The organism is Nitrosomonas sp. Is79A3 (genome assembly GCF_000219585.1).
Lineage (GTDB): Bacteria > Pseudomonadota > Gammaproteobacteria > Burkholderiales > Nitrosomonadaceae > Nitrosomonas.
This window is the reverse complement of sequence record NC_015731.1, coordinates 2,126,925-2,152,017: the sequence shown is the minus strand read 5'-3', so window position 1 is coordinate 2,152,017 and position 25,093 is coordinate 2,126,925. Positions and strand designations below refer to the sequence as shown.

At 44.7% G+C, this 25,093-nt stretch carries 25 protein-coding genes, 1 tRNA gene and 2 pseudogenes; 18 read left to right on the top strand and 10 right to left on the bottom strand.

The features are described 5' to 3' along the window. The first annotated feature begins 1 nt into the window (after position 1). Together NIT79A3_RS19500 and NIT79A3_RS09865 are read left to right on the top strand one after the other, a co-directional pair. The gene (locus tag NIT79A3_RS19500; protein WP_156797060.1) at positions 2 to 349 is read left to right on the top strand and encodes a helix-turn-helix domain-containing protein; all 348 of its coding nucleotides are present in this window, start codon (positions 2 to 4) and stop codon (positions 347 to 349) included. Beyond that, positions 268 to 1,302: a site-specific integrase gene (locus tag NIT79A3_RS09865; RefSeq protein WP_348225769.1), complete on the top strand. Its 1,035-nt coding sequence runs from the start codon at positions 268 to 270 to the stop codon at positions 1,300 to 1,302. The genes NIT79A3_RS19500 and NIT79A3_RS09865 overlap by 82 nt, the downstream gene beginning before the upstream one ends. Position 1,303: 1 nt before the next feature. On the opposite strand, the gene NIT79A3_RS09860 is transcribed toward NIT79A3_RS09865, so the two are convergent. Then, positions 1,304 to 1,379 (bottom strand) — tRNA-Asn (locus NIT79A3_RS09860). A gap of 496 nt (positions 1,380 to 1,875) precedes the next feature. Here NIT79A3_RS09860 and NIT79A3_RS09855 point away from each other — a divergent pair. From NIT79A3_RS09855 to flhC, 3 genes and pseudogenes are all read left to right on the top strand, one after another. Next, positions 1,876 to 3,501 (top strand): EAL domain-containing protein, encoded by a 1,626-nt coding sequence (locus NIT79A3_RS09855; RefSeq protein WP_198009347.1) that lies wholly within the window; start codon positions 1,876 to 1,878, stop codon positions 3,499 to 3,501. A 201-nt stretch (positions 3,502 to 3,702) separates the two neighbouring features. Next, positions 3,703 to 4,019 (top strand): annotated as a pseudogene (gene flhD, locus NIT79A3_RS09850) (flagellar transcriptional regulator FlhD). Between the two features lie 29 nt (positions 4,020 to 4,048). Continuing rightward, positions 4,049 to 4,585 (top strand): flagellar transcriptional regulator FlhC, encoded by a 537-nt coding sequence (gene flhC / locus NIT79A3_RS09845; protein ID WP_013966051.1) that lies wholly within the window; start codon positions 4,049 to 4,051, stop codon positions 4,583 to 4,585. 34 nt (positions 4,586 to 4,619) lie between these two features. Here flhC and NIT79A3_RS09840 read toward each other — a convergent pair whose 3' ends face one another. Continuing rightward, complete coding sequence (locus tag NIT79A3_RS09840; protein WP_013966050.1) at positions 4,620 to 5,813, bottom strand: pyridoxal phosphate-dependent aminotransferase; 1,194 nt, start codon at positions 5,811 to 5,813, stop codon at positions 4,620 to 4,622. 79 nt (positions 5,814 to 5,892) lie between these two features. Here NIT79A3_RS09840 and uvrB point away from each other — a divergent pair, with 79 nt between their 5' ends. Then, positions 5,893 to 7,923 (top strand): excinuclease ABC subunit UvrB, encoded by a 2,031-nt coding sequence (gene uvrB, locus NIT79A3_RS09835; RefSeq protein ID WP_041360856.1) that lies wholly within the window; start codon positions 5,893 to 5,895, stop codon positions 7,921 to 7,923. A 6-nt stretch (positions 7,924 to 7,929) separates the two neighbouring features. On the opposite strand, the gene NIT79A3_RS09830 is transcribed toward uvrB, so the two are convergent. The 6 genes from NIT79A3_RS09830 to NIT79A3_RS09805 form a co-directional block, all read right to left on the bottom strand. Continuing rightward, on the bottom strand, positions 7,930 to 8,277 hold the full coding sequence (locus NIT79A3_RS09830) for a hypothetical protein (RefSeq protein ID WP_013966048.1): 348 nt from the start codon (positions 8,275 to 8,277) through the stop codon (positions 7,930 to 7,932). A 51-nt stretch (positions 8,278 to 8,328) separates the two neighbouring features. Then, entirely contained in the window at positions 8,329 to 9,153 is an 825-nt protein-coding gene (locus NIT79A3_RS09825; protein ID WP_013966047.1) for an RNA methyltransferase, read from the bottom strand. A 49-nt stretch (positions 9,154 to 9,202) separates the two neighbouring features. Continuing rightward, positions 9,203 to 10,504: a histidinol dehydrogenase gene (hisD, locus tag NIT79A3_RS09820; protein ID WP_041360855.1), complete on the bottom strand. Its 1,302-nt coding sequence runs from the start codon at positions 10,502 to 10,504 to the stop codon at positions 9,203 to 9,205. A 44-nt stretch (positions 10,505 to 10,548) separates the two neighbouring features. Beyond that, positions 10,549 to 11,193, bottom strand: a complete 645-nt coding sequence (hisG, locus tag NIT79A3_RS09815) for an ATP phosphoribosyltransferase (RefSeq protein ID WP_013966045.1) — start codon at positions 11,191 to 11,193, stop codon at positions 10,549 to 10,551. An 11-nt stretch (positions 11,194 to 11,204) separates the two neighbouring features. After that, positions 11,205 to 11,846, bottom strand: a complete 642-nt coding sequence (locus tag NIT79A3_RS09810) for a superoxide dismutase (protein ID WP_013966044.1) — start codon at positions 11,844 to 11,846, stop codon at positions 11,205 to 11,207. Positions 11,847 to 11,921: 75 nt separating this feature from the next. After that, positions 11,922 to 12,353: a biopolymer transporter ExbD gene (locus tag NIT79A3_RS09805; protein WP_013966043.1), complete on the bottom strand. Its 432-nt coding sequence runs from the start codon at positions 12,351 to 12,353 to the stop codon at positions 11,922 to 11,924. A 245-nt stretch (positions 12,354 to 12,598) separates the two neighbouring features. Between NIT79A3_RS09805 and purE the strand changes: the two genes are divergently transcribed. The 4 genes from purE (at position 12,599) to NIT79A3_RS09785 (ending at position 16,211) form a co-directional block, all read left to right on the top strand. Next, the gene (gene purE, locus NIT79A3_RS09800) at positions 12,599 to 13,087 is read left to right on the top strand and encodes a 5-(carboxyamino)imidazole ribonucleotide mutase (protein WP_013966042.1); all 489 of its coding nucleotides are present in this window, start codon (positions 12,599 to 12,601) and stop codon (positions 13,085 to 13,087) included. Continuing rightward, positions 13,087 to 14,226, top strand: coding sequence for a 5-(carboxyamino)imidazole ribonucleotide synthase (locus tag NIT79A3_RS09795; protein ID WP_013966041.1), 1,140 nt, complete (start codon positions 13,087 to 13,089; stop codon positions 14,224 to 14,226). The genes purE and NIT79A3_RS09795 overlap by 1 nt, the downstream gene beginning before the upstream one ends. A 4-nt stretch (positions 14,227 to 14,230) precedes the next feature. Then, a complete protein-coding gene (locus NIT79A3_RS09790) occupies positions 14,231 to 15,130 on the top strand; it encodes a phosphoribosylaminoimidazolesuccinocarboxamide synthase (RefSeq protein WP_013966040.1) in 900 nt (299 codons plus the stop codon). Positions 15,131 to 15,272: 142 nt separating this feature from the next. Continuing rightward, positions 15,273 to 16,211: an RES family NAD+ phosphorylase gene (locus tag NIT79A3_RS09785; protein WP_013966039.1), complete on the top strand. Its 939-nt coding sequence runs from the start codon at positions 15,273 to 15,275 to the stop codon at positions 16,209 to 16,211. A 175-nt stretch (positions 16,212 to 16,386) separates the two neighbouring features. On the opposite strand, the pseudogene NIT79A3_RS18325 reads toward NIT79A3_RS09785, so the two are convergent. Next, positions 16,387 to 16,585: pseudogene (locus NIT79A3_RS18325) on the bottom strand (VIT1/CCC1 transporter family protein); the annotation flags it as partial. A 276-nt stretch (positions 16,586 to 16,861) separates the two neighbouring features. Between NIT79A3_RS18325 and NIT79A3_RS09780 the strand changes: the two are divergent. The 8 genes from NIT79A3_RS09780 to NIT79A3_RS09755 all read left to right on the top strand — a co-directional run bounded on the left by NIT79A3_RS09780 (position 16,862) and on the right by NIT79A3_RS09755 (position 23,368). Continuing rightward, positions 16,862 to 17,554 carry a hypothetical protein gene (locus NIT79A3_RS09780; protein ID WP_348225597.1) on the top strand — a complete coding sequence of 231 codons (693 nt, stop codon included), beginning with the start codon at positions 16,862 to 16,864 and terminating at the stop codon, positions 17,552 to 17,554. 216 nt (positions 17,555 to 17,770) lie between these two features. Continuing rightward, complete coding sequence (locus NIT79A3_RS09775; RefSeq protein WP_013966037.1) at positions 17,771 to 18,217, top strand: hypothetical protein; 447 nt, start codon at positions 17,771 to 17,773, stop codon at positions 18,215 to 18,217. Positions 18,218 to 18,450: 233 nt separating this feature from the next. Next, positions 18,451 to 19,707, top strand: a complete 1,257-nt coding sequence (locus NIT79A3_RS09770) for an integrase arm-type DNA-binding domain-containing protein (protein ID WP_013966036.1) — start codon at positions 18,451 to 18,453, stop codon at positions 19,705 to 19,707. 703 nt (positions 19,708 to 20,410) lie between these two features. Beyond that, a complete protein-coding gene (locus NIT79A3_RS19495) occupies positions 20,411 to 20,539 on the top strand; it encodes a hypothetical protein (protein WP_348225596.1) in 129 nt (42 codons plus the stop codon). Positions 20,540 to 20,785: 246 nt separating this feature from the next. Continuing rightward, positions 20,786 to 20,932 carry a hypothetical protein gene (locus NIT79A3_RS09765; protein WP_013966035.1) on the top strand — a complete coding sequence of 49 codons (147 nt, stop codon included), beginning with the start codon at positions 20,786 to 20,788 and terminating at the stop codon, positions 20,930 to 20,932. Between the two features lie 320 nt (positions 20,933 to 21,252). Beyond that, on the top strand, positions 21,253 to 21,546 hold the full coding sequence (locus NIT79A3_RS18320) for a transposase (protein ID WP_083817959.1): 294 nt from the start codon (positions 21,253 to 21,255) through the stop codon (positions 21,544 to 21,546). Positions 21,547 to 21,549: 3 nt separating this feature from the next. Then, complete coding sequence (locus NIT79A3_RS18315; RefSeq protein ID WP_156797058.1) at positions 21,550 to 21,969, top strand: hypothetical protein; 420 nt, start codon at positions 21,550 to 21,552, stop codon at positions 21,967 to 21,969. Between the two features lie 853 nt (positions 21,970 to 22,822). Continuing rightward, a complete protein-coding gene (locus NIT79A3_RS09755; RefSeq protein WP_013966034.1) occupies positions 22,823 to 23,368 on the top strand; it encodes a hypothetical protein in 546 nt (181 codons plus the stop codon). Between the two features lie 42 nt (positions 23,369 to 23,410). On the opposite strand, the gene NIT79A3_RS09750 is transcribed toward NIT79A3_RS09755, so the two are convergent. Further along, on the bottom strand, positions 23,411 to 25,072 hold the full coding sequence (locus NIT79A3_RS09750; protein ID WP_013966033.1) for a CorA family divalent cation transporter: 1,662 nt from the start codon (positions 25,070 to 25,072) through the stop codon (positions 23,411 to 23,413). Positions 25,073 to 25,093 lie beyond the last annotated feature (21 nt).

Genomic DNA, 25,093 nt, shown 5'->3' with positions numbered 1-25,093 from the left:
AATGGATAAAGTTAGCCTGCCACTGCCTGCCATTCGATGCTTATCCAAAGAAGAAGCGGCGCAATATCTCGGTATTGGCGTTACATTGCTGACAGAATTGGAGATTCCTTATATCAAGCTGGGTCGTCGTTGTTTATACGATAGGGTTGACCTGGATGTCTGGATAGAAGAATATAAGCAAGGCGAGCACGGGCGGGCTAAGAAGGAGGCAACATGGCCCAAACCCAAGAAGGTGTCTACCGAAGGCAAGATTCTCGCTTCTGGTGGATTGCAACAACGCTCCCAAACGGCAAAAGAATACGCCAAAGCGCTGGGACTGAAACCCGACAAGATGCTGAAGCACTGCTAGCCAAAATCCGGCTGGAAGCATTTCGAGAACATCATTTCGGTATTAAACCCCAGCGCTTATGGCAAGAAGCTGTCGTACGGTATCTCACAATCAAAGCGAGTTTGCGTAGTTTTCGGGATGTAAATCGGATTTGCCGGATGCTTGATCCCTATTTGGGAAGTCTGACACTGAATCAAATTAACGGTGACGTGATTTGGTCAGTGGTACAGGGACAACTCAAGAAGGGCAATACCCCGGCAACGGTGAATCGTTATCTGGCCTTGATTCGCAATTTGCTGAAAATGGCACGCGATGAATGGCAATGGATCGATAGCATTCCTAAAATTCGTTTGCTGCCTGGTGAAGTGGAACGGGATCGGTGGTTGAACAGGGAAGAAGCAGATCGACTCATTGCGGCTGCACCTGAACATCTGGCAGCCTTGATCCGATTTGCACTGGCAACAGGCTGCCGGGCGCGTGAGATTACCGGTTTGGAGTGTAATCGCGTTGATTTGGATCGACGCACTGCATGGCTCAATCGCACTAAGAATGGCACGCCGCGAGGTGTACCACTCAATGCGGATGCAGTATTAGTTTTACAGGAACAAATGGGTAAGCATGAGCAGTTTTGTTTTACTTATCGCAATCAGCCGATTCTTTGGGATTTAACCAATACGGCTTGGAAGAATGCGATTAAGAAGGCAGGACTGGAAGATTTTCGGTTTCATGATTTGCGGCATACTTGGGCTTCATGGCATCGGCAGGCTGGAACGAGCTGTGATGAATTGAAAGACCTGGGCGGCTGGAAATCACGCAATATGGTAGATCGTTATGCCAAGTTTGCGACTGAGAATCAAGCGTTTGCAGCGTCAAGAATTGAGACAGGAAAAGACAGAAAAGTCATTCCGCTGTCACGTTTCTGTCACGCTAAGGAAGCTAACCAGAGCTATAAGCCAGCTAACTCATTGAGTTAATTGGCTCCCCGACCAGGGCTCGAACCTGGGACCTGCGGATTAACAGTCCGTCGCTCTACCGACTGAGCTATCAGGGAACTGGTGAGATGCGCATGTTAACGGTTTGAAGCCTTCTGGTCAACCATCAGATTACTTCTTGTACTAGAACGTTGTAATAATTTAGTCAAATACTGGTAGTGAAATCTGCAAAAAATTAATTTTTCTGCTTCGCTTTTCACGAAATTATTTTTAATAGTATCGGTATTTACACCACTGAATGGCCAATTAAGCTAGCCGGCTCTGCTTGGGGATACTCTTGACGATGTCGGGGGTCATCTGGCAGAAAACCAACGTACATTAAGGCCACGCATCAACTTCGGACAGCAGTGGCGTTCATTAAATCCTTTCTCTATGCTTTTTTTCACGGACTAAACCTAAAAGATGAAATTAAAGTTTCGTTTCATTCAGTCGTAAAAAAGCCAAATATAAATAGTATGTTTGCCAGGTATGCTCAGAAAAAACTTAAAACTATTGGCTATCGCTTTCTCTGAAGAAGACGGAAGTTTTTTGTATTCTAAGTTAAATGGTATTCATGTGAATAAGAACTTAAATAATCTTCAGGATATACGTGCTGCTTTATGGGAATCGGACTGGGATGTCATACTCTTTAATTATGATAAATCTTTCCTTGATTACAGTCCTGTACTGAATTTATTAAAGGAAAATGGAAAAGATATTCCATTTATTATCTATTCGGATGATTATGATGAGGATACCGTTATTTCTGCCTTATATGCCGGTGCGCATGATTATATTCATAAGAAGAATATTTTTCGCTTGGCTCATACCATTGAGAGAGAAATAAGAAATGCCGGAATTCGGCAAGCAAGAATTAAAGCTGAGGATCAAATATATCACTTGGCTTTTTACGATGTACTAACCAGCCTTCCCAACTTTAATTTATTTTCGGAGAAAGCTTCGGCAATGCTTGCGAAGCACGGCGGGCCAGATACTATCGCCGCATTGTATTTAGTAGACTTCGAGCGTTTCCCTTATATCAATAGTATCTATGGAACTGGTGTCGGTGATCGGATATTGCAACAATTTTCTCGTCGATTATCCGCTTATAGTAATGAAAACTGCTTGTTGGCCCGGATTGGGGGATGCAAGTTTGCTTACTTTAATGCGAATGTAACGGATGCAGAGAGTGTGCGAGAGTTTGCCAATCAAATTATAAAATTGGCAGTATCGCCGATTATTGTTGATAACTTGGCATTTTATCTGCGGATTGCTATCGGGATTTGTGTTTATCCTGCAGGTGGTGAAAATATTTCGAATTTATTGGCTAATGCAGAAAGCACTTTATCTAATTCCCGGTATCTATGGAAAAATAACTGCACGTACTACACGAAAGAAATAGAAGAAATTGTTATAAAGCGCTCAGTACTCGAAGCATCACTACGCGGTGCAATTGATCGAAATGAGCTATTACTGCATTATCAGCCTATTGTAGATCTCCAATCAGGCGCTTTATCAGGAGTTGAAGCCTTAATCCGCTGGGATCATCCTGAATTTGGTTTACTTCTACCTGAAAAATTTATTCCATTGGCACAAGGAACCGGTTTAATTATTGATCTAGGTAGATGGGTGTTGCAGCAGGCATGCAAACAAGCCAGGCTATGGCACCATGCAGGCTATGGATCACTATCGATTTCGGTCAATATTTCAGCTATTGAATTTGATCAAGCACAGCTTATCAGTAGTATTTCGTATGTACTTGCCGAGACAGGCATCCTTCCTGAATTGCTGGAGCTGGAAATTTCTGAATCAACGCTGATGCGGGATGCCGAAACAAGTATTAGGGTTTTACAAGCACTAAAAGATATGGATATTAAAGTCGCGATGGATAATTTTGGTACTGGTTATTCATCATTACGGTATTTGAAGCATTTTTCCATTGATATTCTTAAGATAGATCGCTCCTTAACACATGATATTATTGCTGATCCTGACAGCTCAGAAATTATTGCTGCAATCATCGCAATGGCTAAGAATCTTGATCTATCCGTGCTTGCAGCGGGAATTGAAGCCAAAGAACAGTTTGACTTTTTACATCGTTTGCGATGTGACCGTGCACAAGGTTTTCTTTTCAGCAGGCCAATGATTGCTCAGGATATACTGCATTTGCTGGAGCAACGTAAAACCGGAACACTTGCTTAGGCTCCGGACTCATTAGAAATTTCCAAATCCAATAGAATTCTGTTTTTCTGTGTAGGTAAAATTCTTACATTGCGATAGGAATAGTACCTAACTGCGTTTAGGCTGAACTTCCATTTACTTCCACCTCCTCATAATCGAAAATCTATCCCTACGCATTTGCATTTTTGATTTATACATTTTTTAATCTAAAGGGGTGTTGAAATGGAAACAAATCAAATTCTAGAAGAAATCAGAGACATCAATTTGAGCTATTTGTTACTTGCCAAACAGATGTTACGCGATGATAAGGTATCGGCGGTCTATCGATTGGGAATTAATCAAGATCTTGCTGAGATTTTGGATAAATTAAGTTCGGCACAATTAATAAAATGGCGGCTTCAAATATGTTGCTTTGCCGCTTTCGTTTTGATGACCGTCTAATTGCTGAAATGTTAACCAGTGATAATCGTGAACAAGCTGTTATTAAGTCGCATGCAGCGATATTAATGGCAGGAAAACCGGCGGAAGCTATAGTTTAAGAAAATAATAGACGGAAAAGGGGCACATTATGCGCAATCGAAGTATTATCACCGAGGCTAAACAAATTCAACTTGCCACTGAATTAATCGAATTGGGCGCGCGATTACAAGTTCTGGAGATGAACACTGATCTGAGTCGTGAAAGACTGGTTAAGTTATATAAAGAAATTAGAGGGGTATCTCCCCCTAAGGGTATGCTGCCGTACTCCGAAGATTGGTTTATGAGCTGGCAGCCAAACATGCACTCTTCATTATTTATTAACATATATAATTATATTGCAAAGAATGCTGGGATTGATGGCATAGATGCGTTGATCAAGAGTTATAAGCTCTATATTGAGCACATCAATATCAATGAACTTGAGAAAGTGTTAAGTTTGACGCGTGCCTGGACTTTAGTACGTTTTGTTGACAGTGGTGTATTGTGTATTGCGCCCTGTGTGAGTTGTCATGGCAAGTTTGTTGTGCATACGCTGGAAATTCATTCGAATCACGTGTGCGGACTGTGTAATATCCCCTCGCGAGCTGGAAAAACCAAAAAAGCAGCAATTGCCGCTCTGCATTAAGAAATGCAGAGTTTCTTCTGTTGAGTCAGCCAGTTTACTTCAGCAAATTTTTAATACGGCTTAACGCTTGCTGCAGATTTTCCATTGAAGTAGCGAAAGATAAACGCATATAGCCTTCACACCCGAATGCGGAACCTGGAACGACAGCAACACCAGCATTTTCTAGGAGGTATTCACTAAACGCGATATCGTTTTGTGCACCAATCAGGTTTCTTTTATAGAGATCATCGATTGATTGGCGGACATCCGCAAACGCATAAAATGCACCCTCGGAAGATAAACAGCGGACGCCATGGATCTGATTCAATTGCTCGGTCACAAAAATATTGCGTTCTTTGAATGCGGCAATCATTGGATTCATACAAGATTGATCGCCATTTAGAGCAGTTTCAGCGGCTGCTTGGGAGATCGAGCTGGGGTTTGATGTGCTTTGCGACTGAATATTCTCCATCGCGGTTATGATATGAGCAGGTCCGCCACAATAGCCAATTCGCCATCCGGTCATTGAATAAGCCTTGGATACACCATTCAGAACCACTGTTTGCGGAAATAATTCCGGACACGCATTGACGATATTAATAAATTTCTGATCCGACAACAGAATATGTTCATACATATCATCTGTGGCAATCAGAATTTGTGGATGTCTGCGTAAAACCTCACCCAATGCTTTGAGTTCATCACGGGTATAAACCGCTCCCGATGGATTGCTCGGGCTGTTGATGACAAACATTTTTGTTTTGGGAGTGATCGCTGCTTCCAGTTGCGCTGCTGAAATTTTAAAATTTTGTTCGATACCGGTATTGATAAAAACCGGTTTGCCTTCAGCGATTAAAACAATATCCGGATAGGAAACCCAATAGGGCGCGGGGATAACCACCTCATCGCCGGGATTAATTACGGACAATACTAAATTAAAGAAGCTCTGCTTGCCGCCGCATGAAACTAAAATTTGTTTAGCCTCAAAATCAAAATTATTTTCACGTTTAAACTTTGCCACAATGGCATTTTTTAAACCGGGTGTTCCACCGACTGCGGTATATTTGGTCAAACCCTTATTAATCGCAGCGATTGCAGCATCTTTGATATGCTGTGGTGTATCAAAATCAGGCTCGCCTGCCCCCAATCCAATAATATCTTTGCCTTCAGCCTTTAATTTAGCAGCTCGAGCGGTAACAGCAAGGGTAGGGGATGGCTTAATGGTTTGAACGCGATTAGAGAGTTCCACAAAAAATCCTCACACAAAAATAGGTGGACCGGCATGTTAAAATGACATGAAGAAACAATTCAATTTTGGAATTATACCTGTGATCGTAACCTTCCCCAATAGTCCGTACAAATTACATCAATCATTTGAGCCAGCAGGCGATCAACCCGAGGCAATTACGAAGCTGGTCGAAGGGATTAATGATGGTCTTGCGTTCCAAACTTTACTGGGTGTTACGGGTTCAGGGAAAACCTATACGATTGCTAACATGATTGCACGTCTCGGCCGCCCTGCAATTGTGATGGCACCGAATAAAACGCTAGCGGCACAGCTGTATGCAGAAATGCGCGAATTTTTTCCTGAAAATGCGATCGAGTACTTTGTTTCTTATTATGATTATTATCAACCTGAGGCGTATGTGCCGTCACGCGATATTTTTATTGAAAAAGATTCCAGTATTAACGAACATATTGAGCAAATGCGCTTATCCGCCACAAAATCATTGCTGGAGCGGGAAGATGCAATCATAGTCGCCAGCGTATCGTGCATTTACGGTATCGGGGATCCCGTTGACTATCACGGCATGATTCTACATTTGCGCAGCGGCGAGAAAATCACACAACGTGAAATGATTAAACGCCTGACTGAAATGCAATACGATCGTAATGAATTAGAGTTCAAACGCGGTGTGTTTCGCGTGAGGGGCGATGTGGTGGATATTTTTCCTGCTGAAAGCTCTGAAACGGCTGTGCGTGTTTCGCTATTTGATGATGAAGTCGATAGCATGTCATTATTTGATCCGCTAACGGGCCGTATGTTACAAAAATTATCACGCTATACCGTATATCCTTCCAGCCATTATGTAACGCCTCGGAGCACTACGCTGCGCGCAATTGAAACTATAAAAGTTGAGTTACGTGAGCGTTTAGAGGTTTTCTATCAGGAGCATCGGTTGGTTGAGGCGCAACGTCTTGAGCAACGCACACGATTTGACTTGGAAATGCTGAATGAATTGGGTTTCTGCAAAGGCATTGAAAATTATTCACGGCATCTTTCCGGCAAGCAACCGGGCGAACCACCGCCAACGCTTCTTGATTACCTGCCGCGCAATGCCTTGATGATCATTGACGAAAGCCATGTCACCGTGCCGCAGGTGGGCGGAATGTATAAAGGCGATCGTTCGCGGAAAGAAAACCTGGTGAATTATGGCTTTCGCTTGCCATCCGCATTGGATAATCGCCCTTTAAAATTTGAGGAATTTGAAAAAAGGATGCCGCAAACTGTTTTTGTATCGGCAACGCCGGCTGATTATGAAAAAATAAACAGCGGTCAGGTTGTGGAACAGGTTGTCCGGCCAACAGGATTAATTGATCCGATCATTGAAGTGCGTCCAGTGACAACGCAGGTTGACGATTTGATGTCTGAAGTCAGCTTGCGAACGGCAAAAAATGAACGGGTGTTAGTCACTACCTTAACGAAACGCATGGCCGAGGATCTGACGGATTATTTTTCCGACCATCAAATTAAAGTGCGTTATTTGCATTCGGATATTGATACCGTTGAACGTGTCGAAATTATTCGTGATTTGCGCCTGGGTAAATTTGATGTACTGGTGGGTATTAATTTATTACGCGAAGGGTTGGATATTCCGGAAGTTTCATTGGTCGCCATATTGGATGCCGATAAAGAAGGCTTTCTGCGCTCGGAAAGATCATTGATTCAAACCATTGGCCGGGCTGCCCGTCACATAAATGGCACGGCAATTCTTTATGGAGACAGAATAACCAAGTCAATGCGCTTTGCAATCGATGAAACCAAACGCCGGCGCGATAAGCAGACACAATATAACTTGCAACATCATATAACACCGCGATCTGTCCATAAGCGGATTAAAGATCTGATCGACGGTGTTTACAATTACGAATCCGCGCAGCAGAATCATAAAGCAGCGCAAGTGCAGGCGCGCTATGATGCCATGAGTGAAACCCAGTTAGCCAAGGAAATTCAACGAGTTGAAAAACAAATGCTGAATGCTGCAAAAAATCTGGAATTTGAGCAAGCAGCATCGTATCGGGATGAATTAAAAAGCCTCAAGAATAAATTACTGATCGGCTTTACCGACGTTACCTAAAATAATCTATTTCTTAACTTCGGTAGAAGAAACAAAAATGACGGTGCTGAAAGTGCGATTCAACGTTTTGCTGGTGAAGTTAGTCATCACCATACTTTCAACGAAACGGATATGGTCACCTTTGTTGACCTTGGTCGTAGGTGCAGCGATCCAGAACTTATTGCCGCCATTTTCTAATTCCATATACGTATAACCGGTTGTATCGAGGATAGAGATGACTGTCCCTTCGTTATTAGCTAATTTTCCAGCGGATCCTTGACTGTTCGGCGGTTCATGGTGAAGTGCCATGACATTGGCTGGATTCAATAGCAAACTTACAACCAGGGCGATAAGGGATAAAAATGAAATTTTCATGCATGCTCCAAAAATACTGTGTTGATCGGCGCAGTATAATACACTGCTAAATTATTTAGTTCCAATATTGGAAAATTCTGTTGATGCTCTATCCTGACGTACTTTTTCAAAAAAACAAATGGCAGCCGCAGCCGCCGCATTGAGTGATTCGGTTTTGCCAGGCATGGGGATAGAAATATTCTCATTGGCTGCTTGTATCATTTCTTTAGATAATCCAGCGCCTTCGTTACCGAACACAAATGCTGTCGGTCCAGCTAATGAAATCTCAAAAAGTGTTTTTGTGGCTTGTATGGATGTGGCAATGACAGTCCCGGAAAATTCCTGCGCAACCTTCTGTAAGTCACAGTTCTCATGAATACGTAAAAAAAAATGCGCCCCCATAGATGCTCGGAGTGTTTTGGGGGACCAGGCATCGGCGCATTGTTTTGAAAGGTAAACATCTCTTACGTTAGCAGCGGCTGCTGAACGTAAAATCGAGCCAAGATTTCCAGGATCTTGAATTGCCTCGAGTAAAACACTGAAAATTTCTTTGCCATGATCGCTTTCTTTCTTCAATTCAGGAATGGCAATGAGCGCAAGAATTCCTGTCGGCGTCTTGACAGGGGATATTCCACGCAGCAGGGCATTACTGACGATGGTTATTTTAGGGCGCGTATTACCAAAGAGCCTGTTTAGAAAACCTTTGTTCTCAATGTCTTCAAAATAGGATTGACCGACAACCAAATTCTTCGGCGTGCCCAGTACCGAGCAATAGATCTGAATGAGATGTGCGCCATCAAGCAACGTTAGCCCCGCTCTTTTACGATACTGTGATGATCCTTCTAACTTGATCAGTTGCTTGATGAGCGGATGATCGCGTGAAGTTATAACCGGCATGATTAAATTCTGCAGTTATCGGTAAGTTATTACGATAATCATCCCGGACTTATCGATTTTTATAACGATATTCTGCTGACCTGGCATGAGCCTGTAAGCCCTCTCCATAGGCTAGAACGGATGCAATTTCTCCAAGTTTTGCAGCACCCTGCTGAGAGACCTGAATAAGACTGCTGCGCTTCTGGAAATCATAGACACCCAATGGGGAAGAAAACCGTGCTGTCCGTGATGTCGGTAAAACATGGTTAGGACCGGCACAATAATCTCCAAGCGCTTCACACGCATTACGGCCGAGGAAAATAGCGCCGGCATGGCGGATTTTATCCAACCAAATTTCCGGTTGATCGACAGATAATTCCAAGTGCTCAGGCGCAATTCTATTAGCGATCGCACAGGCCTCATCGAAGCTTTGTACTTGAATCAAAGCGCCGCGATTTTCCAGTGAAGCGCGGATGACATCTTTGCGCGGCATTCCGGATAACAAGCGATCAATACTGCGCATTACCTGATCGAGAAATTCCGCATCGGGAGATAATAAAATTGCTTGCGCGAGTTCATCGTGTTCAGCTTGTGAGAATAAATCCATGGCAATCCAGTCGGGATCTGTTTTGCCGTCACAGATAACCAGAATTTCAGAAGGACCGGCAACCATATCAATACCGACGACACCGAATACCCGGCGTTTTGCGGCAGCGACATAAGCATTCCCCGGACCCACGATCTTGTCCACTTGCGGGATCGTTTCAGTGCCATACGCCAGCGCACCGACAGCTTGGGCGCCGCCGATGGTAAAAACCCGGTCAACCTGACTGATTGCAGCCGCTGCCAGGACCATGTCGTTTCTTTCCCCGCCCGGTGTGGGTACAACCATGATCAGCTCCTTCACACCGGCCACTTTCGCGGGGATGGCATTCATCAGAACGGACGACGGGTAGGAAGCTTTGCCGCCAGGGACATAAAGGCCTACACGATCCAGCGGGGTTATTTTTTGGCCTAACAACGTACCGTCGGAATCCGTGTACTGCCATGAATTCAATTGCTGTTTCTCATGGTAACTGCGAACGCGCTCTGCAGCCTGTTCCAGTGCATTACGCTGGTTCGACGGTAAAGTTTCTAAAGAATGATGCAATTGCTTCTGCGTCAGTTCGAGATCTTTGCCGGTTGTTGCTGAAAGCCGGTCAAAACGGTTGGTGTATTCGATCAAGGCTGCATCTTTGCGGTTTCTGATGTCGGCAAGAATCTTGGCGACAGTGACATCGACCGTATCATCTTGCGCATTCTCAAAAGCCAATAGTTTTTCAAGATTGGAATTGAAATCAGGATCGGTTGAATTGAATCGTTTTATTCGAATCATGGTATGAGTGAATTCCTGATGAATGCGATTGCCGGAGGATTTTATTGTTTAACGGCTTCAGTAAACGCATCCAACACGGGTTGAATAATATCTCTCTTTAGCTTCAGCGCGGCTTGATTAACAATTAGCCTTGCCGAGATTGGCATAATTTCTTCGACAGCTCTAAGATTATTTGCTTTTAATGTGTTGCCGCTCGAAACCAAATCAACGATTGCATCAGCCAAACCTACCAGTGGAGCCAATTCCATCGATCCATACAATTTGATCAGATCGACATGGACGCCTTTGCTAGCGAAGTGTTCACGAGCGGTTTGCACATATTTGGTGGCAATACGCAATCGTGCGCCTTGCCGCACGGCGGAATCATAATCAAAGCCTTCAGGCACGGCTACCATCATCCGGCAGCGGGCGATATTCAGATCCAGTGGTTGATAAAGACCGGAACCGCCATGCTCGTGTAACACATCTTTGCCAGCAATGCCAAGATCCGCAGCGCCATATTGCACATAAGTCGGCACATCCGATGCGCGCACAATAATCAAACGGACATTGGCGCGATTGGTGGAGAGAATCAATTTACGCGATGATTCCGGATCATCCAGCGCAACGATTCCCGCCGCTTTTAACAAAGGCGCCGTGTCTTCAAAAATTCGCCCTTTTGACAGGGCGATTGTAATATCAGTCATAAATCAGGAAATTATCCAAGATTAGCTGCGGCAAAATCCCAATTGATCAATTTATCCAATACCGTATTCACATAGTCTGCACGGCGATTTTGGTAATCCAGATAATAGGCGTGTTCCCACACATCGATGGTCAATAGCGGACGGACATTTTTTGTCAGTGGTGTTTCAGCATTGCCGGTTTTGGCTATGGCAACCTTGTCCCCATCCAACACCAGCCATGCCCAGCCACTTCCAAATTGTGTCAATGCTGCTTGAGCAAATTCCTTTTTGCACGCATCCAAGTTGCCAAACGACGCTTCGATTTTCTGTTTGAGCGCAGCGGATGGCTCGCCGCCGCCGTTGGGTTTCAGGCTATGCCAATAGAACATGTGATTCCAGACTTGCGCAGCATTATTAAAAATTGCAGCCTTATCAGCTTGTCCGGCGGTTGCCCTAATGATCTGCTCCAGCGATTGTCCTGCCAGATCGCTGTTTGCCAACAGATTATTCAAGTTATCGACATATGTCTTGTGGTGTTTGCCATAGTGAAAGCTGAGGGTATTGGCGGTGATCACCGGCTCCAATGCATTATTCGCATACGGAAGGGGTGCCAGGACATATTGTGAACCTGATTGGGCGGCTTTAGAAAAATTATCGAGATTGACAGCGGACATAGGAGTCTCCTTAGAATGAAAAGTGAGTTTATTGTAATAACTTTTTATTAATTCAATCATGATTGGGAATAATCCTCAGTGAGCATTATTTGTTTCCGTGGTGAATGTAATTTTATTGTAACCCGCAAGCCGGGCAGCTTCCATCACTGTAATGACAGACTGATGCGTTGCTTTGGCATCCGCATTGATAATAATAAACGGATCCGGTTGATTCTTGGCCGCGGCGAGTAGCGCATCGCGCAAGCTTTCGATGCTGGAAAACTTGATCGGTACCAGATTGATTGTATAGTCTCCTAGTGCGTTGACAGTAATATCAATGCTATTGGGCTTGTCGATATTTTTGTCGACTTTCTCCGCATTGGTCTCCGGCAAACTGATTTCAAGTTCGGCAAATTTTGAATAAGTGGTCGTAACAACCAAAAATATCAGTATCACCAGCAATACATCAATCATCGGTATCAGATTGATTTCCGGGTCGTTATTTTGTTTTCCGCGTTGAAAATTCATTCCGTTACAGGTCGTGTTTAAGGATAATCTAAATAACAAAACGCAATACAGCAATATTTCACTCAATGAATAGACGCATTGCTAAAGCAGATTAGTATAATACCAATTGTATTTTTTATTGAAGCTATCGAAATAATGACACAATTATTGCACAGACTTATAAAATAGCCAGCCGTGTTTTTATAGCTTACTCATGCACGATCTTTTCAATAATGATTCTCAAATTTATAGCCGACTGAAGTCAAATGATTAAACCATTAATAAGCGTAGTGATGGGCAGTAAAAGCGATTGGGATGTGATGCAGCACGCAGTTGCCATATTAAAAGAATTTCATATCGCTTATGAGGCCAAAGTAGTCTCGGCGCATCGCACGCCGGATTTGATGTTTCGATTTGCCGAAGAAGCCAAGGCGCGCGGGATCAAATGCATTATTGCAGGCGCGGGCGGCGCTGCACACCTGCCCGGTATGATTGCCGCAAAAACCACGTTGCCGGTTCTGGGTGTTCCGGTGAACTCGAAACATTTGCAAGGCCTGGATTCACTGCTCTCGATTGTGCAGATGCCGAAAGGCGTGCCCGTCGCTACCTTTGCCATCGGCGAAGCGGGTGCGGCCAATGCGGGATTATTTACTGTGGAATTGCTGGCGGTGAATAACAGTGAATTGAGCGCGCAACTGGACGAATACAGGAGGAAACAAACCGAATCTGCTCTCAACGCAGAGTTGCCGAAATAATGCGCATCATGCCTGGAGCCATGCTGGGCGTGCTGGGAGGCGGGCAGCTCGGGCGCATGTTTGTGATGGCGGCGCAGCAGATGGGATACCGGGTGACCGTATTGGATCCATTGCCGGATAGTCCTGCCGGACGCACCGCGGATGATTTTATCTGTGCTGATTATGCCGATCAATCGGCGCTGGAAAAACTCAGTAGCCAATGTATTGCCATTACCACCGAATTTGAAAATATCCCAGCGAATTCGCTACGAAAGCTGGCCAAATCCTGTGTCGTTAGTCCGGATGCATACAGTGTTTCGATCGCACAAAACAGGATTGCAGAAAAACAATTTTTGGGTACCAATGGTTTTGCCATTGCGCCGTTTGCAGTCATACAGCAGCAGGATGACTTTGCCACGCAGGATGTCGCAGATTTGCTTCCCGGTATCCTGAAAGTCAGTCAGTTCGGTTACGATGGCAAAGGCCAGAAATCCGCTGTCGATGAAATGGAACTGGTAGCCGCCTATGCGCACCTGAATCACCCGGTTTGCGTGCTGGAAAAATTCATGCCGCTGAAAAGCGAGCTGTCGGTTGTCGTGGCGCGTGGCAGGGATGGTGAATTAAAAACTTTCCCGGTATCCGAGAATCAGCATGTCAATGGCATTCTCGATATCAGTATCGTGCCGGCCAGAATTTCACAGGAATTAGCAGCACAAGCCCAGTCCATTGCTTGCAAGATTGCGGAAAAGCTGGATTACCAAGGCGTGCTGTGTGTCGAGTTTTTTGTATTACAGAACGATGATTTACTGATCAATGAAATTGCGCCGCGCCCGCACAACAGCGGGCATTATTCGATCAATGCCTGCGTCACCTCGCAATTCGAACAACAAGTGCGCACGCTGTGCAGCTTGCCACTAGGTTCAACCACGCAACACAGCACCGCCGTGATGGTCAATTTGCTCGGCGATCTGTGGCAAAATGGCGAACCTGACTGGAATCTGGTTTTGCAAAACCCATCGGCCAAATTGCATTTGTACGGCAAAACCGAAGCGCGCCCAGGCCGTAAAATGGGGCACTACACCGTGTTAAGCACGGACACCGGCACGGCGTTCCAACAAGCCATCGCCATTAAAAAACAACTTGAACCCATTAAATCCTGAACCCATGACGCAATCCTCCGCTTTATTTGAAACCAGTATCAAAAGCCTGCCGTTATTGCATCGCGGCAAAGTCAGGGATATCTATGCCGTCGATGACGACAAGCTGCTAATCATTCAAACCGATCGCTTATCGGCGTTTGATGTAATTTTGCCGACCGCGGTGCCGGGGAAAGGAAAACTGCTGACGGCACTGTCCGATTTCTGGTTCAAAAAATTGGCGCATATCCTCCCCAATCACTTGACCGGCATTTTGCCGGAATCGGTTGTGGCTGAGAGCGAGCGAGAACGTGAACAGGTGGAAGGGCGCGCATTTGTCATCCGGCGCTTAAAACCGTTGCCGATCGAAGCGATTGTGCGCGGCTATGTGGTTGGATCAGGATGGAAGGATTACCAAAAAACCGGAGCGATTTGCGGGATTCAACTGCCGCCCAGATTGAAGTTGGCCGAGAAGCTACCCGGTGGTGCTATTTTCACCCCCTCGACCAAAGCGCCAGCCGGTGCGCACGACGAAAACATTTCATTAGCGGAAGTGGAAGCCCAATTAGGCAAAACACTGACCGACAAAGTCAGTGAAAAAGCTATCCGGCTCTATACCGAAGCCGCCGACTACGCCGCGCAACGCGGCATAATCATCGCCGACACCAAATTTGAATTTGGGCTGGATGATGCCGATGAACTGTATTTGATCGATGAAGTGCTGACACCCGATTCATCCCGATTCTGGCCAGCCGATCAGTATAGGGCAGGGCAGAATCCGCCCAGTTTCGATAAACAGTTTGTGCGCGATTGGCTGGAAAAACAGGATTGGAACAAAAAAGCCCCGGCGCCTGAATTGCCGGAAGAGATTCTGCGGCAAACGATGGAGAAGTATCGGGAGGCATTGCGGTTGCTAATAGTGCAATAAGCTGTATGCGAACGAAAACGACAATCATGATCGTTAATAAAGCGAGTGCACAACCAACGACAATTGATGTCATCATGGGTAAGAATAAGATTCTTTATTATGGAACTGATCGCTTGCTTCTCTAAAATATCTTGGTAGAAAAATGTCAAATGAAAATATACGATCTCTGATACAGCAGTTAAACCGTATAGATGTAAACAAAGCAGATTATGAGTACATTGTCTCTTTATTTCGGAAAGCAATATATCAAGTTGTAATTTATGTAAGTTTGACGCGGTCAACAGATCTCTATTTTAGAGCAGTTATCTGGAAAAATGAAAAACCAAAGAAAATTGATAATTTTAAAGCCCCACCAGCAGAATTAGTAAAAGGATTCCAGCGATGCAATCCGCCAAACACACCAATGTTTTACAGCGCATCTAAAAGAATTACAGCTTTACTGGAGTGCGATGTTCAAGTAGGAGATACGGTTTATTTAAGTCAATGGGTAAATAAAAAGCCAGTGCCTGTTAATAGAATACTGTTTCCAGATAAAAACTATGAATCAAATGTAAAGCTCACCCTTAGGGAAATGGCCCTATATTCCTATGTCGATACAATTTTTACTCGACCTGTTCATGAAGCGTTTTCAAATGTTTATAAAATTACTGCTGCAGTTACAGAAGCGCTTACAACAGGTTTTACTCCACTTCAAGACTCAGGCCTGGACATTCGTGAAGATGGCACAGTTGGACTTATTTATCCATCTATAACGGATATTGAGGACAGTTATAATGTGGTATTCCACGCTGATTTTGCAGAAGAAAGGTTGCAATTGACGCATGTTATGGAACTTGTTGTAAAGAAGCGCGAAGGAAAAAAAATAACTATTGAAGTAAATGACAATGCAATCGAATTTCCAGACGGTAACATAACATGGTTAAACAATAGATTTTCCATACCGAAACTTAGAAATAGCCTTGATCATTTGGAATTTAAGGGCAACGGAAGAGCGTGGGTAATTCCTGTTAAAGATACGTTTCACTCACCTGAAGAAATTGATGATTTACTCAATGAAAATGCTAACAATGAATGGCTATGAAACAGTAATTACCGTCAGCCCGAACAATAAGGGGTCACGAACAATAAGGCAGAACAATAAGGGGTCGCGAATCAAGAATATCGCCTATGAATTAAGTATGTTTCTGTTTTGTGAATTCGTGGTGTCCGCATTGCCTGTGCTTGATTCGTGATTCTGTACCTGACCCAGAGGATCACACCGATAGCCATGACATGGCGCCTGCAACCAAGCCGACAAAGCCAGCAATAAGAATATCCGCATGTATTGCCTGAGCTGATGCTACGCCGATAATAAGACTTGCTGTTGAAACGGATACCATCGTTGGCGTTGGCGCCAAGAACGGCGGCGTGTAATCATCCGGTACGGTGTGATCGATGTATCTTATAGCGACTCATACATTCCCCAGGTGTTTTAGGTGCTTTTGAACAAATTATTCAGCGTTTCCATAATTTTCAGTACGGATTTATGAATTTATTCAGTTTCTGTTTACCTTCATTGGTCTAGATTGGAATCGCCAGGAATACTTGTTTCTTGTTTCAATGATCTGCATAGAAAAGCGCATTGGAAGCTTGCTTAAGGGTATATTGGATTTGCGCACTGAAAACTTCGACACAAACTACGAGAACGTAACAATCATGATTAGATTACTCAGGCATCTTAGTATCAATGTAATGTTTTTATTACTTATGTTGATTTATGCGCCTGGATGGATTGCTGCCGGACCATTACTGCATACCACGGAAGGTTACGTCTCCGGTCAATTAAATAGAATAAGCCGTGATAATAATGTAACCAGAGCTTATGTTGGGGAAATTTCACTCGGACATGAAAGTATGACTTTTATTAGTCTTGGAAATCAACCTCCTAACCTGGTTTCTAATCCATGGCAGTTTTGTTTTGAAAAGGATCGGTACGAAGAGCTTGAGAATCTCATTGGCAATAACGTCGTACTGGAATTTAAAACACCCAAAAATAATTCACTGCTATCTTGTTCTTCTGTAAACGAATTGGTGGCGGTTTATCCGGTTATTCAGAATCAACCCTTAGAGCAAAAACAGTTTGCTGGCAACATTTATACTATGGATCAGGAAATTTCCCACGGTGTTGAGTTGGGAAGAATAACAAATTTAATCAAAAACAAGGGCGCCAATAGAAGCTACTTTATGACGATACAAGTTGGCACTGGCGGGAGCAAATTCCGTCATTTCGTCATAGATGATCATGATTTATACGATTTTGCAATTACCACCTTAAAAAATGCCACCATTGTTAAAGTACACTATAGCGATCGGCTTGCTTTTTTCACTAATTTTTATGGATTGGGATCCAGATCGGTTGTTTCAGAAATCGAAGCGGTTGATTAGATTGCATCTATAAATTAATTCTTGCGACCGTACGATCCGAGTAGAAGATTCTTGTTGACGATGAACACGGGGCTAGGTTGCGAATTTAGAATATTGCCGATGGAATTCAGCATATTGTTTGTTTTTTGATCTTGTGATGTGTGCATTGCCTACCCTGGATTCGTGGTTCTGTATTTGACCCTAACGGCTGTTTTTTTATTTAAATCGGAAATAAACATGAAAATCAATTTTACAAAAAAAGAGTTTGTTACCCTCCTTGAAATGATTGATATTGCAAATTGGGTGATTTCGGCAAATAAGGTTGAAAAGGGGCCAATTGAGAGGCCCTACGAAGAGCTCGAAGGAAAGCTGTTCGCGCTTTCATCTGAATTCGGTTGTGAAGATAAGGTGAAATATTCAAAGGAGCTGGATGGTTACTACCCGACCCATTTTTTTGAAATGGAATCGCCACATCGAGATTTCATTGATGAATATAACGAAGAAACGTTCTGGGATGAGCTGATAGATCGGCTTGCATTGAGGGACGCGATCAGAGAGTTAGGAGAAAAAGAATTTTTGAATTTGGAGCCCTTGGAAAGATTCAAGGTATTGGGCAAGCATGAAGAAAAGTGGGCTCAAGAATTCGAAGTGCACGGTTTAGAGAACGTTTCTGTAAAAACATAACAATTCACTCTATTCGTATCATCTAAAGGTGGTTTTTAAGGGCTTGTGATCTCATAGATACTAGGCTATTGGCGGAAGGCGTCCGCCTAATGGTTATCTGATATCATCCAAGTTTGTCCATAAGATAACCTATAAGACAATATGTTACATAATATAATTGTCCAAAGTTGTTCTATGCAATCCAACTAAATCCTGTTATAGTTTGATAGTCAATTTGATAGTCAATAGATAACATGGCACGCCAACAACAAAGACTTTCTGCACTGCAGATTACCAAGCTTACTAAGCCGGGATTATATGGCGATGGTGGAGGTTTAACTCTCCAGATCACAACCACTGGCGCAAAGTCTTGGCTTTTTCGTTATATGGTGAACGGTAGGTCTTTCGGGATGGGATTGGGACCGACGCATACCGTGAGTTTGGCTGAGGCTCGTCAGAAGGCAATGGATGCACGGAAACTGCTTATCAATGGTATCAATCCTTTAACAGCCAAAAAGCAGAAACAGATAGCAGCAGCACTGGCCAGCGCCAAGATGATGACATTCGACCAGTGCGCCGAGGCATATATCCTAGCGCATAAAGCAGGCTGGAAAAATGCCAAGCATATCGATCAATGGACAAATACACTAAAAACTTACGCTAGCCCGGTGTTCGGGCATTTACCCGTGGCCGAGATTGACACCGGCCTGGTCGTGAAATGTCTTTCACCTATATGGGAGAATAAGACCGAAACCGCTAGTCGCCTACGAGGTCGTATCGAGTCAGTCCTAGGGTGGGCTACCACCAGCGGTTATCGTACTGGCGAAAACCCTGCTCGATGGAAAGATCATCTAGCAAACCTACTGGCAACTATCAGCAAATCCAGTAGGACAACACACCATCCATCGTTACCGTGGCAGCACGTAGGTGCATTTATGTCTGCATTGAGGGTGCGGGAAGGTATATCCGCTCGAGCGGTAGAGTTCACAATCCTGACCGCGTGCCGGTCGGGTGAGGTGCGCGGCGCTCGATGGACTGAGTTCGATACGATCAGCAAGGTTTGGACGATACCTGCGGAGCGTATGAAGGCTAAACGTGAACATCAGATTCCATTGAGTGATGCGGCGCTGGCCCTGCTGGATTCTATATCGAAGGATAGAGATATTGTGTTTGCGGGAACACAGGGTCAACCATTGTCCGATATGTCATTGACGGCCGTGATCCGGCGCATGAATGGCGATGACAAGCTAGTCTGGGTCGATGCCAGTGGTGCTAGTGTAACAGTGCATGGTTTTCGTAGTACTTTCCGTATGTGGGCGGCAGAGACTACAAATTACCCGCGCGAGGTTGCTGAGCACGCACTAGCGCATCAGTTGCCGGATGCTGTCGAGCGTGCCTACCAGCGAGGTACGCAGTTCGCCAAACGCACTGCATTGATGGCTGAGTGGGCCGCATATTGTTCTGCGGTTAAGACGGATGCTGTGGTCAGATCTATTCGTGGGACTGCGTAACATACTTGAATTTGAATTCATCTACGCTGATTCGTAATCAGAAGGTCCAGAGTTCGATTCTGCGCAACAGAACCAATATAATCAAATGGTTATGCTTATGTATCTGGAGTTTTCTACCATATTTAACCGCATTTATTCAATATAGCCCCAGTTATAGTCCCAGTAAGAAGTTTGGTTGGGATTGGATGCCTTCAGAAGCTTCATTTCCAAACAGCAAATAAATTCAAAATAGCCATTGAAATTTACTCCTTTCAATTCCAATTGTTTATTAAGGATAAATGGATGATGCAACAATGTGTAACTTCCAAAGTTTGGAGATTAATAATTGCAGAAAAACACGGATTCGAATCCATCAAAACCATAAGTTATAAACTTTATATTATGCTTTTAGTTCAGCGCTGTTGCAATTATAGTATGGCGTAATGCCGAACTTCCAGAACGCACTTTAGTCGGCTCGCCTTGATTGATTTCAGAGAGCGTCTTGGAGCAGATGGAAGCAGTGGCGCGTAACGCGGCGAGATATAAAGGCTAGGCCAGCGCTCTGCTAATCCTTACTTCACTAACTCCATCAATTTCCCGTAACTGTCAACAACATCGTATTTCACTTGGTCAGAAGTGATTTTGGTGAAAAACTTCCGAGCGCATTAAGGAATATTGGACTGCTTTCTCGGTAGAATATCACCGTTTTCACCAAGGAATTATCTTGGAAGAAGCCATAGAAAAGGTTGCAGAAGAAAAAGGTTTAACTGAATCTTTAGTACGAAAAAGGTGGAAGAAAAAACATAAAGACACAGGTAAGACTTTGGAAATGATGAGCAGCATTTCGAAGTGACCCAGAAAGCAAGTTATTCCAATTCTTGATAGAAATGAAAATTATAAAATATATAACTAACTGTTTTTAATAATTTAAACTAATATAATTATTACTGTTTCTATCTGTAATTGGAATTACATCAAAATCGCGAAGAAAAAAATAATCATAAAAAAGCACGCAAAGGGCTGTTTTGCGTACCGTGACTTCACATTATCCATAATTTTAAGATGCTATCTGTTCCAATCCAATAAAGGACGGCATCAAATGAAACAACTACCAGAAACAGGCTTTCTTCACCTACCCCAAATCATCGGCAATCGTAAAGCTGAACCGCCGATTCTTCCAATTATCGCTGTTTGCAAATCGACCTGGTGGGCTGGCATAAGTCTGGCCGTTATCCTGAACAAGTAAAGCTCGGTTCACGTATAACGGCTTGGCGCATGGAGGATATTCGCGCTCTGATTGAAAAAATTTAAGGGGGACATATTCATGACAATTATTCCATTGACAGTTTTTCTAATCGAGCCTTTGAATGGCGGTAAAGGCGGTAACAGGCCGTTGAAAAACCCACCGAGTCGGATAAAATTTCATGTCCCCCTCACCTCATAAATTATGCGCGGAATTGAACACTTACGACAACAGCTTTTTAGCTATGTCAATCTGGAAGAAAGGATTCCTGGTAATCATGCACTGCCCCTTTGAAAGTATTGGTGGATGGAATACTCAAGGAGATGGATCATCAACTTGAAGCTGTTTACTCGAAAGAAGGCCGCCTCTCGATACCGCCGGAGCGATTATTGAGAACATCGCTGTTGCAGGTACTGTTTACGATCAGATTCGAGCGGCAACTGGTCGAGCATATTGAATATAACCTGCTGTACCGCTGGTTTGTTAGGTTGGACATAGACGATCCGGTATGGGATCACAACATCTTTACCCAGAACCGGGGTGTCGTTTGTTGGATAGCGAAGTGTCCGGGCATTTCTTTGCAGGTGTCAAACAACTGGCAGAGTGGGTGGAATTAAGTGGTGACGAGCACTTCAGCATTGATGGCACACAACTGGAAGCCTGTTGCTTTGCACAAAAGTTTCATACGCAAGAATGGCGGCAGCAATCTGCCGGACGATCACACCCGCAACCCGAGCCGTGATTTTGCAGGGGAAAAGCGCAGTAACGCCACCCATGAATCGACCACTGATTCCGATGCACGTCTGGTGCGCAAGAGTGACGGCGATGCCAGTCGTCTGTGCTACATGGGGCATGTATTGATGGAGAACCGTAACGGCCTGGTAGTAGATGTCAGCGTATCGGCGGCAACAGGAATAGCTGAACGGGAAGAATCTCTTAAGTTGTTGCAATCCAACACAAAATCGGGAGCCACAGTTGGAGAAGATCGTGGTTACGACGTAGACACAGATTACCAAGCACTAACCCAGGGTGCCCAATAGAGCGCGGATTGTCTTTATCCTGACTTACTTCATTTTGCAGAAAGCTTTTTGATGGTTTTTGCCCTTTTTGGCTCCCCGACCAGGGCTCGAACCTGGGACCTGCGGATTAGCAGGTGTATTAATTAACTGTTTTTATTGAAAATATACCCGCTAGTGCTCGCCAACACTCGCCAATAATCGTCAGATTTGTCACGTTTGATATTTGAGATTAGATGGGTTTGAATCAACCCGCCTTAGCAGTCTGGCATAGCCAGTCTGTCTTAATTCTATGTACAAGAGCGAAGCTTTTGTACCTATAATAATTTGGAAGATTGCCTTAATGATTACGAAACATAACTATAATTTATAGATATATAAAAAACAATCACTTGCAATGCTTGCTAAGCGTAAGTTCAGTGTCACACTGTACCAAACTTGGATAATTGTAGTGTAGTTTGGCACAATTTTGCCACAATTTTTTTTCTTACTTCTTATAGCTTTCTTTAGCGATGATATTTTTGAAAACCTAATTTTCCTAAATTAGAATCAGACTTTTACTACAATTTCATTTTACAGAAAGTAAGTAAGGGTCATAACAGAGTGATTCACATTGCAGTATCTGCAAAGCTTCATTGCTATGAACTTCCTGGTGTCGGTCCAGAAGCGGTTATAGCAGTACCGTGATTCGAACTCGACCACGTCCGGATCATACGTTGGCAACGACTCATCGGGAGGGAGAGTGGCTTTCATCCCGTCTCCACTATTTATATACGAATTCTTTACAGGCGGTAGCTAGTAATTTACAACGTTTTTACGCTGTTTCTTCTAACGTTTGTTTTGTGTTTTGTGAAATTGTTAGAGAAGGAGTAGTAGCATGAAACGTATCATAGTCGTAGTAAGCGCTTCGGATATGTCGGCAATACGTAAAGTGGTTTTTATCGCAGGCGCGAATAAATTGGTAATTGCCCAGGTGCCACATCGAACATGTATCAGTGAACTCAGCGACTGGTATTGTGGGACTCACATTGCCCAGCGTGAAGATCATATGCGATTGGAAGTTACGTCCGATGACACTCGTTATGACGGAGTATTGTCCGCTATTCTTTCCACCGCGCATGCAGCGAAGATCGAGAGTATCTCTTCGGGCGTGAACAGGACAGGCAACAACGATTCTTATTTACATCACTGCCCAATATGTGGAACAGAGCACCAAGTCAATCATATCCGCCACATCATGGCTCACGGAAGACCCATAACCTGCGGTGTCACTTGTGAGATACAGAGAAGAAAAAAATGGAAACAGCATGGAAGCATTATTAAGAAAATAACCTCAGTACAATATCGGCAAGTATGTCGGGCAATTCCACCAAAGCAGTCCGTGGAATCCGCGAATCAACTTTCTCCGAGTTTCTCAAAGTAGTAATAAGCAGATGACGCCTAGAGGTAGCAGAACATTGATCATTCAAGGCTTGGGCGGGTTGCGCTGCCATGCCTTGCCCAGCCCGGCCAGACGGCTGCGCAAGCTTTTCTGGTCATCAGCCAACATGTCCATTACACTCGAGAGCTGCTTCGACTTGAGAATGGCCAACAACATGAGTAGTGCCGTGATCAGCGTGGTGATGAAGAAATAGGTCAGGCGGGTGGAGATGGGGGCGTCGGCCTCGGCCAGGAGATTCATGCCGAGCAGGCCGGTGGTCACAGTGCCGATCATGCTGAACGTGGTCACCACGGTGAGACGGACGATTGTGGTGGATTGCTGGCGCTGCGTGTTGCTGTCGAGATACTGGCTCATGTCCCGCAGATCTTCTTTCACCTCCTGGTACAGGGAATCGTTGCTCAGATGTTTGCTGCACAAGCGGTAGAGTGCCTGTACGTGGGATCTTTCGGACAATTCGTGATACCAATAACGGTGGGTGAAGCGCAGGAAAGCCTCGAAACCGGCATAAATTCTGCGCCGGAAACGATTTATAGATTGCGGTTCGCGAATATCCAGGTCATGCACCGCATCTGCTATGCGGTTGGAAAATACCAGCAGCGAGGCGCGGTGGAAATGTGTAATCAAAAACAACAAAACATACTGGTGACGGAACTGGGCCAAGATGCCGCTCGTTTGGTCATGGAAATAGTCATCATGCGCATCTCCAACGACAAGGAAGGCGCGACCGGTGCAGAGGAAGCGGGTGTTGGGGCCGGCCTCGGTATCGGTCCAAAAGCGGTCATAGCAGTAGCGTGACTCGAACTCGGCTACGTCCGGATCATGCGTTGGCAACGCCTCATCGGGAGGGAGGGTGGCGACCAGGCCGAGGCGCAGCCAGTTTTCCCGACTTATGACGCGCGGATTGTCCACTGCCAGGAAGGCCATCAATGGCATCCGGTGGTATTCGATCTGGCGGTAGCGCAAGATTCCGGTTTCCTTCGATGGATCCAGCACCAAGGGGCGCAGGAGAAAATCCCAGTGTTCTGAAATGCCTGGTGAACGGTGCTCGCGGGTGTAGGAGAGAAATTTCTCCTGGTTATCTGAATCTGACACGGCGAGAACCGCACCGTCTGCAGACAGCCACTCGGCTCGGTGGACATTGTGCTTGCCGTGACCGTCTTCATCCCAGCCTGTAGGGTAGGCGCGGCCAAAGCGATACAGCAGGTCGCATACCCAGGCGAACGGTAGATCGGCGGCAGACAATTCCACTTTGAGGAAAGCTACGTTGATGTCGTCGAAAAACCAGAGTTCGATATGCTCCACAGCCAGCGTGATGGGTGCTTCGCCCTCGCGCAGAATCAGTCGTAAGGCGGAAACCCCGCATCTTCGGAATATCTTGATTGCCGAACTGCCGGGCGGATCAGACGCATTATCGGACATATGACTGCGGGTTTCGCCGTAGATAAAACGCTGAACATAGGGCAAAAAGGTAACGAATTCCTTGTAGTGCCGCTCAGCAAAATCAAGCTCATCCGCTTGAAATCGGTCTTTGAGCCTGCGCCATGGATTGTCTTTGCCGCCCTGTGCCAGCAATTCCCAGTGGGGTTGTGCGTTTTTGACACCCGCAAGCGGCATTATTTGCACTGGCCAGAAAAGCACTTCACGGAAATGGCGGACAGTATGATCTGAAGTAGTAGTGGTCATCATGGATCTAATTTACAAAAGTTG

Bases quoted from the DNA above. Each gene is read 5' to 3' on its own strand.
- NIT79A3_RS19500 (WP_156797060.1), top strand. From the start codon at position 2: ATGGATAAAGTTAGCCTGCCACTGCCTGCCATTCGATGCTTATCCAAA.
- flhC (WP_013966051.1), top strand. From the start codon at position 4,049: ATGCGCAATCGAAGTATTATCACCGAGGCTAAACAAATTCAACTTGCC.
- NIT79A3_RS09830 (WP_013966048.1), bottom strand. From the start codon at position 8,277: ATGAAAATTTCATTTTTATCCCTTATCGCCCTGGTTGTAAGTTTGCTA.
- NIT79A3_RS09825 (WP_013966047.1), bottom strand. From the start codon at position 9,153: ATGCCGGTTATAACTTCACGCGATCATCCGCTCATCAAGCAACTGATC.
- hisG (WP_013966045.1), bottom strand. From the start codon at position 11,193: ATGACTGATATTACAATCGCCCTGTCAAAAGGGCGAATTTTTGAAGAC.
- NIT79A3_RS09810 (WP_013966044.1), bottom strand. From the start codon at position 11,846: ATGTCCGCTGTCAATCTCGATAATTTTTCTAAAGCCGCCCAATCAGGT.
- NIT79A3_RS09805 (WP_013966043.1), bottom strand. From the start codon at position 12,353: ATGAATTTTCAACGCGGAAAACAAAATAACGACCCGGAAATCAATCTG.
- purE (WP_013966042.1), top strand. From the start codon at position 12,599: ATGATTAAACCATTAATAAGCGTAGTGATGGGCAGTAAAAGCGATTGG.
- NIT79A3_RS09795 (WP_013966041.1), top strand. From the start codon at position 13,087: ATGCGCATCATGCCTGGAGCCATGCTGGGCGTGCTGGGAGGCGGGCAG.
- NIT79A3_RS09790 (WP_013966040.1), top strand. From the start codon at position 14,231: ATGACGCAATCCTCCGCTTTATTTGAAACCAGTATCAAAAGCCTGCCG.
- NIT79A3_RS09785 (WP_013966039.1), top strand. From the start codon at position 15,273: ATGTCAAATGAAAATATACGATCTCTGATACAGCAGTTAAACCGTATA.
- NIT79A3_RS09780 (WP_348225597.1), top strand. From the start codon at position 16,862: ATGTTTTTATTACTTATGTTGATTTATGCGCCTGGATGGATTGCTGCC.
- NIT79A3_RS09775 (WP_013966037.1), top strand. From the start codon at position 17,771: ATGAAAATCAATTTTACAAAAAAAGAGTTTGTTACCCTCCTTGAAATG.
- NIT79A3_RS09770 (WP_013966036.1), top strand. From the start codon at position 18,451: ATGGCACGCCAACAACAAAGACTTTCTGCACTGCAGATTACCAAGCTT.
- NIT79A3_RS09765 (WP_013966035.1), top strand. From the start codon at position 20,786: ATGAAACAACTACCAGAAACAGGCTTTCTTCACCTACCCCAAATCATC.
- NIT79A3_RS18320 (WP_083817959.1), top strand. From the start codon at position 21,253: ATGGATCATCAACTTGAAGCTGTTTACTCGAAAGAAGGCCGCCTCTCG.
- NIT79A3_RS09755 (WP_013966034.1), top strand. From the start codon at position 22,823: ATGAAACGTATCATAGTCGTAGTAAGCGCTTCGGATATGTCGGCAATA.
- NIT79A3_RS09750 (WP_013966033.1), bottom strand. From the start codon at position 25,072: ATGATGACCACTACTACTTCAGATCATACTGTCCGCCATTTCCGTGAA.